We start from the raw sequence: 13,632 nt of genomic DNA, 5'->3' as shown, positions 1-13,632 counted from the left end.
AATTTTTTGAGTTCTTTCGTGATATTGATGTTCATTTTCATCTTTCAAACGATATGGCTCTTTATTGACGATTTTGCCGGTAAAGGTCTAGATATCATGATCATCGGGAAATTCTTTTTCTACATGATGCCCAGCCTCACGGAAAAGGTATTGCCCTTGACCGTATTGCTGGCCTCCATCCTCACCTTTGGCACCTTTGCCGAAAATTACGAGTTCGCCGCGATGAAGGCCTCGGGCATTTCGCTACAGCGGGCCATGTTGAGCCTGATCATCTTTATGGTCATCCTAGGTGGCGTTACCTTTTATTTTGCCAATAACGTCATTCCGGCATCGGAGCAAAAAATTTACAACATGCGGCGCAACATCGCCAAGGTAAAACCGGCGGCGGCCATAGAAAAAGGGGTTTTTAGCGATTTCGAGGGAATGAGCATCAAGGTCGACGACAAATATGGCGAAAAAGACCGGTTCTTAAAGAACGTCATCATCCACCAGAAAACCGAATCGAACGTCAACAGCACGGTGATCAAGGCCAAGACGGGGGAACTCATCAGTAGCGAGGACTCCGAACTCATACAGCTGGTCCTTAAAGACGGGCATTATTACAGGGACGTTGAGAACAAGGACAACCAGAGCAAACGCAAACACCCCTTTGCCAAGGCCAACTTCGACATCTACCGAATGAACATCGAGGTTCCAGAAATGGAACAGGATCTGGAGGAAGAAAGTGTTTCGAACCGGGAAAAAATGAAAAACGTCTCCCGGCTGTTAAAGGATATGGATTCCTTGGATCGTGACAACAAGCGTATCGTAACGGCCTTTTCAAAGAACATCATACAACGGATGGGCACCTTTGCCTCCCTGCCCAAGTTGGACAGCGTAAAGGGAAGAATGGCCAAAAATCAGGCCCTTGACGGGCGCGCATCCACCAAAACCCAAAAAACAGGGGACAGTACGGCCGTGCAAATCGCGAAAAACGACACCGTGCCCGCCATAGTGCACGATACCCTTGCCGAAATTGCCGAAAGGGAAGCCCGGCCGGCTTTTAAAGGCGATATACTAGCGCTCTTCAAAGACTACCAACAGGGCCAGATCATCAGTGCGGCCAAAAATTCGGTGTCGAACATCATGACTTCGGTCGATGGAAAGAAGAAGGAGCTCGACAAGCGGTTTGAAATTCACCGAAGGCACGTTTTTTCGCTTCACGATAAGTATGCCCTTGCCCTCTCGTGCATTATCCTGTTCTTCGTCGGGGCTCCCTTGGGCGCCATCATCAGAAAAGGGGGCATCGGCCTGCCCATGGTCGTCGCCATCCTGCTTTTTCTGGTGTATTACTTTTTGGGGGTGTTCGCCGAAAACTATTCCTACAAGGGCAACATCCATCCTGTTTTGGGGGCATGGCTATCTTCTATGATAATGTTACCTTTGGGCGTCTATCTGACCCAAAGGGCCACGGCCGATAGGGGTATGATGAGTTTTGGAAACGGAATTGACAAAATCAAGAAAATCTTTGCTAAAAAGGCTAAACCAGAAGAATAATGACTACCGACACGGACAACACTATAAAACTCAACACGATCGAGGAAGCCATCGAAGACATCAAAAATGGCAAGGTCATCATTGTGGTAGACGATGAGAACCGCGAAAACGAAGGGGATTTTCTTGCCGCTGCGGAATTGGCCACCCCGGAGACGGTCAATTTTATGGCCACCCACGGAAGGGGCCTGATATGCGCTCCTTTGACCGAGGGCCGCTGCAAGGAATTGGGACTCAACATGATGGTCAACAACAATACGGACCCCTTGGAGACCGCCTTTACGGTTTCCGTCGATTTAAGGGGGAACGGCGTCACCACGGGTATTTCAGCCTCTGACAGGGCAAAGACCGTATATGCCTTGGTCGACCCCGCCACCAAGCCGCACGATCTGGCCCGGCCCGGACATATCTTTCCGTTGATCGCCAAGGAAGGCGGGGTTCTGCGGAGGACGGGACACACCGAGGCGGCCATCGATTTTGCCCGATTGGCCGGTCTTAAGCCCGCGGGCATCATCGTAGAGATCATGAACGAGGACGGGTCCATGGCCCGACTGCCCCAATTGTGCCAGGTGGCCAAAAAGTTCGACCTGAAAATCGTGTCGATCGAAGACCTGGTCGCCTATCGTATGGAACACGACAGCCTGATCATAAAAAAGGAGGATTTCGATATCACCACCCGGTTCGGCCAGTTTAGGCTACGGGCCTATCAGCAGACCACGAACAACCATATCCACTTGGCCTTGACCAAGGGGAGCTGGACGAAGGACGAAAAGGTATTGACCCGGATCAATTCGACCATGGTGAACAACGATATTCTGGGCACCCTTACCAACAACGTCGACGCCAAGCTCGAAGATATGTTCAAGGCCATCAACAACGAAGAAAAGGGGGCCATCGTCTTTATCAACCAGAACCCCAAAGCGCTCAACCTATTGGCCCGGCTGGCCGAGCTGAAAGAACTGCAAAAACAAGGTATCCACAAAGCACCGAAAATTGACATGGACTCAAGGGACTTTGGGATAGGCGCCCAAATACTGCACGACCTGGGCATCGCCAAGATAAGGGTGCTTTCGAACTCGCCACAGACCAAACGGGTCGGTATCGTCGGTTACGGGATCGAAATCGTCGAATACGTACCCTATTGAGAATCGGGAAATCGGCATCAAAAAGACTATATTGAAAAAGGCAAGCTAAAAAAGCTTGCCTTTTGTATTTTTCATAACCGTAACACGGTTACAGCCTTCTTATCCAAATGTTCCTGAACTGGGTCTTGTTCCCGTGGTCTTGAAGCGAGATAACGTCCTCGCCATGGGCTTCCGGATAATTGTGCAGACCGATATAGTAGGTAATCCCGTTGATATCGACATTGTTCTGGATCAACACCCCATTGTGAAGCACGGTAATAGTGGCCTTGGTATCCAGTTCGCCATTTTCCTTAAAGCGGGGCGCCCTATAGATCACATCGTAGGTATTCCACTCCAAGGGACTTCGCATGGCATTGACCAGCGGAGCGTGGTCTTTATAGATGCTGCCCGCCTGGCCGTTGCGATAGGTGCGGTTGTTGTACGAGTCGAGTATTTGAAGTTCGTAGCGGTTTTGAAAGAAGACACCGCTATTGCCCCTACCCTGGCTTTCGCCCTCAACCTTATCGGGGGCGCTAAACTCGATATGGAACTGGCAATCGCCGAATTTCATTTTCGTGCTGATGCCACCCGAACCCGGAACAACTTCAAAATGGTCGTTGTCCACTATTTTCCACGGGGCCGGTTTGGAAGGGTCCTTTTGGCTGACCCACTGGTCTAGGTTGGAGCCATCGAACAGGATGATGGCATCCGATGGGGGATCGCCCAATTTCTTTCCGGGGGTAACTACCCTTACCTCCGGTTCCCAAATCTCGGTCATTTCGGGCTTCATGGGCATCGGGGATACTTCGGGCGGGGTACTGGAATGCTTTTGCCCGTATACTTGGGCGGCAAGGATAAATGTCATAAAAAGTACCGACAACTTCATCAATTTCATAGTTCAGTTTGTTTTAGTCTTGTTAATAGTTCCGAAAATTAAATATAAATAATTAAATCAAGGGCTCCGATTATGATACAGTTTGCAAAACCTCCCTTATCACCTGGACCATTTTTTGGGCCCTTGCCCTTACGTCTTGCCCGGACCATGACAGTTTGATCAGGCACGATATATTTCGGCCCACCCAATGGTCGGACATTGAAAAATCGGCCCTTGAATAGTCCGGAAGGCCTTGCAAGACCTCGGCCGGCCATTTTCCAAGCGATTTTTTACCGATCAAATGCTCCCATTTTCTATAAAAATGCCAATTGTTGTCGTACCAGTAAAAGCAGCCATCGATTCCGGCCTTGCCCAAGGCGGTATGCACTGCTTTGGCCTTATCGGCATCCGGCAGAAAGAAGTTCAAAAAGGCATAGCTCTCCTCGCCTCCCTTTGGTACTTCCCTAAAAGTTATATCGGGCAATTCGGACAATGCCTCCCTAAGGATACGGTAGTTTTTTTGCTGAATGGACAGGAATTCGTCCAGGCGCTGGATTTGTGCCAGGCCAACGGCCGCATGCAACTCCGATATCCGGAAATTATACCCTAAAAAAGGATGGCCTTCCGCCCCCCTATCGCTGCCCACGTGGTCGTGCCCGTGGTCGGAATAGTGGTCGGCGTTTAGCTTGTATTGGTCGTTATTGGTGACCACGGCCCCGCCTTCGCCACAGGTAACCGTTTTTACGTAGTCGAAGGAAAAACAGCCCAAGTCGCCATAGCTTCCCAAAGGTTTGCCCTCATAGGTTCCCCCGATGGCCTGACAGGCATCTTCCACCAAGAGCAGTCCGTGTTTATCGCAAATGGACTTTAGCGCCCTTAGATCGGCCATAGACCCGCACATATGAACGGGCATCACGGCCCTTGTACGCCCGGTAACCGCACGTTCAACGGCTTCGGGGCTAAGGGTTAAGGTGGCATCGACATCAACCAAGATCGGAACGGCCCCCAATGCCAAGATCGATTCGAAACTGGCCACGAACGTAAAAGTGGGCATAATGACCTCGTCGCCCGCCCCGATACCGGCACTGGCCAAGGCTACCGTTAGGGCGGCGGTACCGCTACTGACCAATTGGGCGTGCCTTACCTGCATTTTTTCGGCCAATACCCGCTCGAGTTCCAGGGCCTTGTAATGGCCCTTTCGCATATTGTCGAAACCGTAGCGCATAAGCACCCCCGAATCGATTACATCTTGTACATGTGCTCTTTCCTTATCTCCAAAGAGTTCAAATCCCGGCATTTATATAATTTAAAGTTTTAATTTATTATTTATAGTCTATAACACTATCTTCTAAGTTTTTACGAACCTTTTTAAACTTTGAGAACATATCGTCTTCCGCCCTGTACCCAACCGGAAGCACAAGGGCCGATTTGAGTCCTTTTTCGCTTAAGTTCAACAATTCGTCGTAGGCCGAAGGGTCAAAACCTTCCATGGGGCAGGAATCGATCCGTTCCATGGCGCAAATGGCCAATAGGTTGCCCAAGGCCAAATAGGCTTGGTTCTTGGCCCAGCTGCGTACCTCTTCCCTATTTTTATTTGAAAAATCGTCGATCAATGCACGCTTAAAGGGGTCCAAGATCTCATCGGAGGTACCCCTCACCTTCTTTACCTGTTCAAAGTAGCGCTGAATATAGGCCTTATCTATCGTCTCTTGGGTGCAAATGACCAAAAGATGCGATGCCTGGGCCACCTGTTGCTGTCCGAACGAGAAGGAGACCAGCTGTCTTTGAAGCTCCTTGTTCTTGATTACCAAAAGGGTTATGGGCTGCAAACCGTAGGAAGTGGCCGTAAGGTTAAAGGCCTTTTTTAGGCGTGCAATCTTTTCTTCGGGAAGCAATCGGCCCGAATCGAATTTTTTGACCGCGTACCGCCATTTCAAATTTTCTATACTATCTGCCATACTATAATCGGTTTCTCATAACAACATCGACCCGACCGGTGGGCGGTTCTTTTAGGAGGCAAAGCTTGCCCATGGACCGACCGACCTTAAATTGACCGGAAAGCAAAAATAACCCGAATTTATTGGAAAATACCTACCCGGTCACAGAACCTTTTGAAATTTTGGACGGGGATTTAACGGGAACCGACAAGGGCAAAAAAAAAGAGGCCTTCTTTTACGAAGGCCCCTTTGCAGGGGAAAGGGTCTCACTTAATGAAGCCCAGCCAAATCATATTTTTAACATCAGATCACTGCCCGGGAAATTTCCATTTCCTGCAGTTTTCGCAACGCCTCCGATTTTGAGTTTACGTTTAGCTTCAAATAGATATTCTGAATGTGAAAGTTAATGGCACTGGCCGTTACAAAGAGCTTTTCGGCAATGGTCTTGTACGTAGCACCTTGACAGAGGTATTCGATCACCTGGTTCTCCCGTTCGGAAAAGAAGTCGTTCGACCTCTTTTGGAACTTGGATATCATCTGGCTTACGATATCGCTGCTCATGGTAGAGCCTTCCCTTTTGATCGAATCGAGGGCGTTGAACAAGGTTCGCTCGCTCACCGGTTTGGAAAGGTAGCCATTGGCCGTATGCTTGAACGCTTTTTTTACCAGTTCGAACTCCTTGTTCTCGCTGAGCATGATGATCTTTACATCGGGATCCTTTTTTCTGAAAAGCTGAATGCCCTCAATACCCGAGGTACCGGGCAATTCAACTTCAGAAAAGATAATTTGGGGCCTTACCGCATCGTACTCCGAGAGCGCATCCGTTATACTGGTATACACACCTTTTAGGGAATACTCCAGGTAGGGTTCGAAATACGTGTGGTAGGCCTCGTGAAAATTCCGATCATTGTCGATAACAATGATGTTCGATAATGTGGTATTCATGGTAGTGGGATTTTGCGGGCAAGCCTTTGAAAAAACAAAGACATACCCTGGTTAAATCTGGTAATCAAAATTCTGTTTCTATCGCATTGCCGTATGGGCAAGAGGCTTGAAATTTGGCGTAGAAGGGCCCTTCTCCCCTAATGGTTAGTTCGGGGAAGCAACGGTCTTGACTGTTGACAAAAGGCATGGACGTATCAGGGGAGGGTACTCCCAACGTTCTTGCTTTTTACAAAAGCAACAGCAATTTTCTTACGCTTGGTGAATTTTTCAGGTGCCGGTACCGCTAGGTACCAAGACCGGAACGACGTCTATTTAATCCTCTTCAAGATTCAGAGGCCCTGTACCCGTTTTGGGGTTTCGGTGGTACGTCTTTTACGGAAACGGTGTAGGTAGTGTGTCATGGTAAATGGGATTTGGGAGTTAATAAATTAGGTTTAAATCATTTTGGTTTAGTAAACATAATAAAATTTGCTCCCCGATCTTTTGGAAGGCCTCCCTTTTCGTCAAAATGCACCAAAAGACCCGATTTCTATGCATTTAATCGACATTTTTACCATTAATCGATGGCTTGGTTTACCCCTTAAAACCCAGATTTCACATACAAAAAACAGGTCGTCACCATAAAAAACCAAAAAAAACAGCGGGGCCTCCCCCGCTGTCTTTGCCTAATTTTCTACCAAAAAAATCAGGTCCCACTAACCATAAGTTAATATTTTAGAATTCTTCGTACATATTGTTCACTATGGCCGAATGATCATCTACCTGCATGATCCATTTTTCGTCTTTGTACTTACCGTCCAAATTGGTCACATAAGCATTTTTTGCGTCTTCCTTAAAGTTGTAGTCGGCCAGGTAAACATAGTATAGTCCGTTTTCCTTGTTATAGAACTGTCCCGCCTTTAGGCCTTGTTTCTTTAATGTTTCCATAAAGGCGTTCATATATTTTTTGTTGCTGTACACGTTGGCGATTACGAAGTAGCCCGATTTGGCCCCGACGATATTCGATTGGTTCAGCACCCGAATGGGCAGGTTGACCTCTTCCTTCAATTGGGCCGCGTCGTTGCCAGCTGCGGTGACCGGTTTTGTCTGGGCCTGCGCCACGCGCTGCTCCCTTTGGCGCCTCATGGCCTCTTCCCTTTCGTTAAAGAAGTTGTCTACCGATTTGCGTATTTCGTCGTCTATTGCACCGCTTGCCACCTGGTCGTCGCTGGCGTCGGCATCAAAACCTGGCTTGGCGTCGTTTGCAGCTTTGGCCGGTACGGCCTGTGGCGCCCTAGTTTCGGTCTTGGTGGTGTTGTCGGCCAATGCCGTATTGAACCTTGGTGTTTTTTCCTTTTCATCCTCAACATCGGTATCGACTTGCTTCGATTGGCGTATTTCTTTTTTCAACACATCGACCAGGCTTTCGAGGCGGGCCTGAAAAGCGGCGTCCCTTGCGGCGTCGATAGAGTCTTGCCTCAATATCATTTCATCAATTATCAAGCGGTTCTCGTAGGCCAGGGAGTTGGGGTCGTCCATGGCGGTAATGGCTTCTTGGGCCTGTTTTTTGAACGATTTACGGTCTTTGCCGGTGGCTTTTTCGTTCTCGGCCGTCAATCGCAATATCTGTTCTTCGTAATTTCTAACGATACGGTCTATTTGGGCGTCGTTGGAGGTATCTACCAAGCTGTTCACCTGCGAGCCGTGGTCGTCGAAGTTATAGGCCAGCGACACTTCGTGGTTCCAGCCCAGGTCGGCATCGTCTTGGTTCAGGTCTTTTTCGAGCAGGTATCCGATAGACATTCTCTTGCTCAGGTTGAACCCCAGACCCGTACTGAGTCCGTAGGTATCGTCGTAATTGGCCTGAAACCATCCGAAGGTAGGCATATCCAACACCACTGAACCCACATAGTCCAGACTTCCGTCGGTATTCTGCCCCACCTGTACCAAGGGCATAAGCCTGGCATGGGCAAAGATCCCCCTGTTGGCCATAAAGTTATGGCTGTACTGTACCGATGCCTTTACGCTTTTGGTGCTCATGGTGGTCAAGAAGGTATTGGCGGTTTGGTTGTACTTGAACAGGTCTGTGGCGTATAGGCCAAAGTCGAAACTACCAAGGGAAAGGGTTACCCCGGGCTGAATGGCCACTTTGCTCTCTTTTTTCGATTCGAGTATCTTATTGTCGTTCTCTACGGCTACGATCCGGTTACGGTCGAGCCCTTCGTTGTAATAGGTAATGTTGGTACCGAAGGTCAGCTTGTTCTTTTCGCCCAGGCGCACGGCCGTGGCGTAGTTGGCGTTAAAACCAAACTCCTGTACCACTCCCGACCACTGGCTATACACACTGATGCCCAGGGCGGTGTTGTTGTTCAAACGGTTGCTAAAGCCCAAAAAATAGTTCTGGTCGTTGTCTTCAAAGGTTGCATATTGGTTTCTGTGCAAGATATTGATGTACGATTTGTTCTCGCGTACCAAGGAAAAGGTAGGGTTGATCAAGAACCGGTTATAGAACAATTGGTTGTGATAGGTGCTTTTTGAATTGATTTCGGTAAGAGGTGCTTCTTGGCCTTGGCTCATCTGTAACCCAAACAGGGCACAGAACAAGAAAAGCAGGCCAAATCTATTGGTAGTATTACTGGTATAGCTCATGGTAGTGATATTTGGGGTTAATGGTAGGGCCATAAAGGCCGGCCAAAACAGGTCATAGTTTTAATATGTAGGCCGCTGGTGGTAACCGCACGGCCTACACTATTGACCAGTTTTCTTATTCATCTTCAAAAATTGATGTGGTATAACGAATTTGACTTTCCGAATTCAGGGCTTCCATTAAGTTGTATTCGTTCTTATCGTCTGCTACGTCTTCTTGTTCGGCATAGGTAAAGGCAATACGCTCAACCTTGTTTCTACTGCTGCCACGGTTGGACAGTACGTATGCCTTACCGGTCTCGCTTGTAAAGGCGATGGCAAAATCGTCGTCGTCGCTGTTGATATCGCTGCCGAGGTTCATGGCCAGGTCAACGCGTTTTTTATCGACTTGGGTCATGTACACATCGAGTCCGCCGTATCCCCTTCTACCTTCCGAGGCGAAGAACAGGGTCTTATTGCCCACCACTTTGGGGTAGAGTTCGTTCTTTTCGGTATTTACCTTGCGGCCCAGGTTCTTGGCCACGCCCAAGCTACCGTCACTTAAGATTTCGGATACATAGATGTCGAAGTCGCCAAAGCTTCCGGGCATGTTGGAGGCGAAGAACAAGCGTTTGCCGTCGGCCGATATGGCGGGGTGCTTGGCCGATGCGTGCTTGGGTGCGGCGGCCACCTCCTCTATATTGGTCCACTTGCCGTTGACGCGCTCGGCACGGTAGATCCTGTGTACTTGCTCCTTTTTAGAGAACAGGCCGTACAAAGGCTTTTCTTCAACGATCTTGCTAAAGTAGGCCGTGTTTCCGTCGGGACTCACCGCTACCGGTAATTTATAGGGGTGTTCCTTGTCTTCTTGATCGCCGATAACCGATCTCAGCCCTTGTTCGGCCACTTTTTGGTCGTCGACCACAAAACTGCCGTTCGAACTTTGAAAATCGAGCTCGCGATAGCGCTCGGAAATAGGACGGTCTAAAAAGCTTTCGACCGTGTTCGGCCTTATTTGGTAATCGCTTTTTACCTCGGCGAGCCAATCGGTGTTTTCCAGTGCAGCCGTATCGGCGACCTGACCCGATTTCTTCAGGGCAAAAAGGTAGCGCTTTTGATAGCTCTTGCTAAGGGGCTCACCCTTTTTTGATTCTTTCAACTGCCCGTACCAAAATGAGGCGGCAGCGTAGTTTTCACTTAAAAAATTGGCATTGCCCAAGTCTTCGAAGATTTCTTGGTCGGTATAGCCTTGGTCTTTCAAAATTCTGTAGTGTTCCATCTTTCTTTCGATCTGACGGTCAGCCACAGCATTTGATTTGGTAGAGTACTGTGCCGTTACTGTACTGCAGTAACAGGAAATTGCTAATGCGAAAAACACATTACAGGTTAGCGAATTTTTCATAACTAATTCGATTAGGGGTTTATATCTATCGACAAAGTTCACTAAAACCCGTGTCCCTATACTTAATAAAAATTCATAGGTTTGGCCCAATTTTCCTATAAATTATGTTAAAATTGGTATTTTAACCCCTAATTTTTACCTTTCAACGTAAATAATTGCATAATTATCTTTCTTATTTCCTCCCTTTTTGCCCAAATACCTTTTTCACATATAGGCAAAGTTACCTTAATGCGATATCGACGAGAATTACGGTATTGCACCTAACCTATTATAAGGATGCCATAGCAAAGGACGTTTCTTTACCCATTTAAGTTTCGGTTAAAGGTTGCCTTGGAGGCCTTCCCCGGGTTGGGAAAAGGCTTGTCCCCTACCCTATTGCCGAAGGGTTTGCCACTAGGCCACCTTACAGGGAATCTAAAGGGCTTTGGATGTTCGATAAGCTTCGGGGACTCACTTTCGTATAGATTTGGGTGGTTTTAATGCTGTTGTGCCCGAGCAGTTCTTGAATAAAGCGCATATCGGCCCCGGCCTCGAGTAAATGGGTAGCGTAACTGTGCCGTAAACCGTGTACGCCGATCTTCTTTTTAATCCCCGCTTTTTGCATGGCCTTTTTAAAGGCCTGCTGAACACTGCTTTTCGAATAAGCCCCCCCGTATTGGCCTTCAAGCAAATATTCTTTGGGCCTATACGCCGAATAATAGGCCCTTAATTGCGGGAGCAGGCTTTTGGGCAGGGGCACGTACCGATCTTTCTTTCCCTTGGCCCCTACTATTCGCACCACCATTCGTTTGCCGTCTATATCGTCTATCTTTAAATTGACCACTTCGGACACCCTCAGGCCCATACCGTAACATAGTTGTAGGGCAATGCGATGTTTGGTATTGCTTGTAAGCGCCAATACCTTTTTCACTTCGGCCTTACTTAACATTTTAGGCAGGGTCAAAGGTTTTTTGGGCCTGGGAATATCGAAGAACATTTTTGGGCGGTGCAGCACCTGTTCAAAATAAAATTTCACCGCATTGATCTTACCGTTTATTTTGCGCTCGCCCATGCCCTCTACCTTTATACAGTACAAAAAATAGTCTTTAAGCCTTTGCGAATTAAGCTCGGCCACGGGAAAAGGACCGAGTAACCGGAGCAAATGACGAAATTCGGCCAAATAGATGCGAATCGTATTATCGCTATACCCCTTTAACAGCAATTGGTCGTGCAAATTCGCGTAGGCCCCTTGGTTTACAGGATGGATTTGAACCTGTACTTTGCCGCTGGGTGGTTTGGGGCTTAGGTTTAGCTCGCGCCTTACCGCAGGCAAATCGGGCAGGTACCATGCCTTTTTGGTCTTGCTCCATTTTACCGAGGGAAACCTTTCCCGTAAGTCTGCCTGTAGTTTTTTGTTAAATTTAAACAGCACAAGAATTACATTTTTCCCCCGATGTGAATCGAATTTAAATGTATAATTTAAAAGATGCACCTAGGTATTTTGTATATCATTTTTTCGAAGATACAAATTTTGATATACAAAATAAATATGTATGTTTAAGCTTGTATCGATTGATATACAAAGGATTAGTTGTTTTTTTATATTTTTGGAGCGACACAAGAAAGTTGCATATATTTACGTGATGGTCGATGATACCTCCGGCCCGTAAAAAACCGGGCGGTCGAGGCCGCCGCCCTACCTTTTTTTCCTACCATCGACCATCGGCCAGACAGTACGACTGCACATTCGCCCATAAAATTTGCTATATTTCATCCTTGAAAACTCGGACGGAGCTGTTCGCGGTCGGTACCATCGACATCACCGCCTATAGCGAATGTGCGTCTAATGGCGACCCCTTGCCTAGGTATGCCAGGCATACCTCGCAACTCGCCATAGCCGTCTGGCCGTTAGCCACAATTTAAATGACACAACTATCAGAAAATATTAATAGTCAAGAATTAAGTGACCTAATCAACAATTCAGAGCAAGAAAAAATTGCTGACTTTATTTATGATAGATTTTACGAAAGATATATTCGTCCAATAGAAAGTTTAGATAGGAAAGATAAAAATGGATTTAGTATTATGGCAGTTTCCTGTCTAATGATTGAATCACTTATTTCTTTCAAAAATGGATGGGAAGACACAAAGAACAAAAGTGAAAAAGCATTTAGATTGTTTTTAACGACTGAGCCGGAATTTGTTGCCTTTAAAGAAATTTCTAAACCTTTCTATGTAAATGTACGATGTGGAATTCTTCATCAATCAGAAACTACTTCTGGTTGGAAAATCCAGAGAAAAGGAGAAATTTATAATTCATCAACGAAAACAATAAATGCAACTTTGTTCCTTAAAGGTTTAAAAAAGACATTAGAAAATTATAGAAATAAACTTAAAAATGCAGAATGGGATTCTTCAGATTGGGATAATCTGAGAAGAAAGTTAAGAATGATAATAAAAAATTGTCAATGAAATATATACAACCTCAATTACATCAAAAATCATTTACTTGCCCAAGTTGTGGAGTTTTGTCAAAACAAGAATGGCAAGTAAGAACTATGCGGTTTGGAAATCATAGTAACCAAAATTACAATATTCTTGGTTCGTGCACTTGTCAACATTGTGATGAAACTTCAATCTGGATTAGTGAAAAAATGTACTATCCAGATACTGGAAATTCACCATTTCCTAATCCTGAAATGCCTGAAAATGTCAAGAAAATTTATTTAGAAGCTGCTTCTATAAGTAATAAATCGCCACGAGGTGCTGCAGCTTTGTTAAGACTTGGAATTCAGGTTTTATGTAAAGAACTTGGAGAAGAGGGAAAAAACATTAACAATGACATTGGAAGTTTAGTTAAAAAAGGACTTCCAGATATTGTTCAACAATCTCTTGACATTGTTAGAGTTACTGGAAATGATGCAGTACATCCTGGACAAATAGATACGGATAACCACGAGACTGTTGGACAACTTTTTGACTTGACTAATGTAATTGTCGAATATATGATTGCGCTACCGAAGAAAGTCAGCGGAATTTATTCTACACTTCCAACTGGCAAACTTGATGGAATCAAACAAAGAGATGGAAAATAAAAAACTGTGGCTAACAATGGCTCCTATGAAAAGCCATAGTCCAGTTCTCTAAAGTTAATCAATATTTTCTTTTTGCCTTAAACCACCTTTTTTATTTTAAAATAACTTGCTCCGCATCCTATTTGTGATACACCTTTTT

At 46.3% G+C, this 13,632-nt stretch carries 12 protein-coding genes; 5 read left to right on the top strand and 7 right to left on the bottom strand.

What is annotated here, in order from left to right; all coding sequences use genetic code 11:
• Positions 1-27: 27 nt before the first annotated feature.
• Both BUB37_RS18880 and ribB read left to right on the top strand, forming a co-directional pair.
• Entirely contained in the window at positions 28-1,536 is a 1,509-nt protein-coding gene (locus BUB37_RS18880; protein WP_244526904.1) for an LptF/LptG family permease, read from the top strand.
• Entirely contained in the window at positions 1,536-2,678 is a 1,143-nt protein-coding gene (gene ribB, locus BUB37_RS18875; RefSeq protein WP_072995396.1) for a 3,4-dihydroxy-2-butanone-4-phosphate synthase, read from the top strand. The genes BUB37_RS18880 and ribB overlap by 1 nt, the downstream gene beginning before the upstream one ends.
• Before the next feature lie 88 nt (positions 2,679-2,766).
• Here the strand turns inward: ribB and BUB37_RS18870 are convergent, their stop codons facing one another.
• The 7 genes from BUB37_RS18870 to BUB37_RS18840 form a co-directional block, all read right to left on the bottom strand.
• Positions 2,767-3,552 carry a 3-keto-disaccharide hydrolase gene (locus BUB37_RS18870; protein ID WP_072995395.1) on the bottom strand — a complete coding sequence of 262 codons (786 nt, stop codon included), beginning with the start codon at positions 3,550-3,552 and terminating at the stop codon, positions 2,767-2,769.
• Between the two features lie 70 nt (positions 3,553-3,622).
• Positions 3,623-4,828 (bottom strand): DegT/DnrJ/EryC1/StrS family aminotransferase, encoded by a 1,206-nt coding sequence (locus tag BUB37_RS18865; RefSeq protein ID WP_072995394.1) that lies wholly within the window; start codon positions 4,826-4,828, stop codon positions 3,623-3,625.
• A 25-nt stretch (positions 4,829-4,853) separates the two neighbouring features.
• Entirely contained in the window at positions 4,854-5,489 is a 636-nt protein-coding gene (locus BUB37_RS18860) for an NAD(P)H-dependent oxidoreductase (RefSeq protein WP_072995393.1), read from the bottom strand.
• Positions 5,490-5,771: 282 nt separating this feature from the next.
• Entirely contained in the window at positions 5,772-6,413 is a 642-nt protein-coding gene (locus BUB37_RS18855) for a response regulator transcription factor (RefSeq protein ID WP_072995392.1), read from the bottom strand.
• 714 nt (positions 6,414-7,127) lie between these two features.
• Positions 7,128-9,041, bottom strand: a complete 1,914-nt coding sequence (locus BUB37_RS18850) for a PorP/SprF family type IX secretion system membrane protein (protein ID WP_072995391.1) — start codon at positions 9,039-9,041, stop codon at positions 7,128-7,130.
• A 115-nt stretch (positions 9,042-9,156) separates the two neighbouring features.
• A complete protein-coding gene (locus tag BUB37_RS18845) occupies positions 9,157-10,296 on the bottom strand; it encodes a TolB family protein (RefSeq protein ID WP_244526903.1) in 1,140 nt (379 codons plus the stop codon).
• 526 nt (positions 10,297-10,822) lie between these two features.
• Complete coding sequence (locus BUB37_RS18840) at positions 10,823-11,830, bottom strand: tyrosine-type recombinase/integrase (RefSeq protein ID WP_244526902.1); 1,008 nt, start codon at positions 11,828-11,830, stop codon at positions 10,823-10,825.
• 344 nt (positions 11,831-12,174) lie between these two features.
• On the opposite strand from BUB37_RS18840, the gene BUB37_RS21710 reads away from it, so the two are divergent.
• The 3 genes from BUB37_RS21710 to BUB37_RS18830 are packed head-to-tail and all read left to right on the top strand — an operon-like array spanning position 12,175 to position 13,493.
• Positions 12,175-12,321, top strand: a complete 147-nt coding sequence (locus BUB37_RS21710; protein ID WP_170863194.1) for a hypothetical protein — start codon at positions 12,175-12,177, stop codon at positions 12,319-12,321.
• Positions 12,322-12,870, top strand: coding sequence for a hypothetical protein (locus tag BUB37_RS18835; protein ID WP_094766799.1), 549 nt, complete (start codon positions 12,322-12,324; stop codon positions 12,868-12,870).
• On the top strand, positions 12,867-13,493 hold the full coding sequence (locus tag BUB37_RS18830; protein ID WP_094766798.1) for a DUF4145 domain-containing protein: 627 nt from the start codon (positions 12,867-12,869) through the stop codon (positions 13,491-13,493). The genes BUB37_RS18835 and BUB37_RS18830 overlap by 4 nt, the downstream gene beginning before the upstream one ends.
• Positions 13,494-13,632: the final 139 nt, after the last annotated feature.

The sequence above is a fragment of the Pseudozobellia thermophila genome, assembly GCF_900141855.1.
Classification (GTDB): Bacteria; Bacteroidota; Bacteroidia; order Flavobacteriales; family Flavobacteriaceae; genus Pseudozobellia; species Pseudozobellia thermophila.
This window is presented reverse-complemented; position numbering and strand designations above follow the sequence as displayed.

Excerpts from the sequence above, each read along its gene's own strand:
- BUB37_RS18860 (WP_072995393.1), bottom strand. The coding sequence starts at position 5,489 with ATGGCAGATAGTATAGAAAATTTGAAATGGCGGTACGCGGTCAAAAAA.
- BUB37_RS18830 (WP_094766798.1), top strand. The coding sequence starts at position 12,867 with ATGAAATATATACAACCTCAATTACATCAAAAATCATTTACTTGCCCA.
- ribB (WP_072995396.1), top strand. The coding sequence starts at position 1,536 with ATGACTACCGACACGGACAACACTATAAAACTCAACACGATCGAGGAA.
- BUB37_RS18850 (WP_072995391.1), bottom strand. The coding sequence starts at position 9,041 with ATGAGCTATACCAGTAATACTACCAATAGATTTGGCCTGCTTTTCTTG.
- BUB37_RS18845 (WP_244526903.1), bottom strand. The coding sequence starts at position 10,296 with ATGGAACACTACAGAATTTTGAAAGACCAAGGCTATACCGACCAAGAA.
- BUB37_RS18870 (WP_072995395.1), bottom strand. The coding sequence starts at position 3,552 with ATGAAATTGATGAAGTTGTCGGTACTTTTTATGACATTTATCCTTGCC.
- BUB37_RS18865 (WP_072995394.1), bottom strand. The coding sequence starts at position 4,828 with ATGCCGGGATTTGAACTCTTTGGAGATAAGGAAAGAGCACATGTACAA.
- BUB37_RS18835 (WP_094766799.1), top strand. The coding sequence starts at position 12,322 with ATGACACAACTATCAGAAAATATTAATAGTCAAGAATTAAGTGACCTA.
- BUB37_RS18855 (WP_072995392.1), bottom strand. The coding sequence starts at position 6,413 with ATGAATACCACATTATCGAACATCATTGTTATCGACAATGATCGGAAT.
- BUB37_RS18880 (WP_244526904.1), top strand. The coding sequence starts at position 28 with ATGTTCATTTTCATCTTTCAAACGATATGGCTCTTTATTGACGATTTT.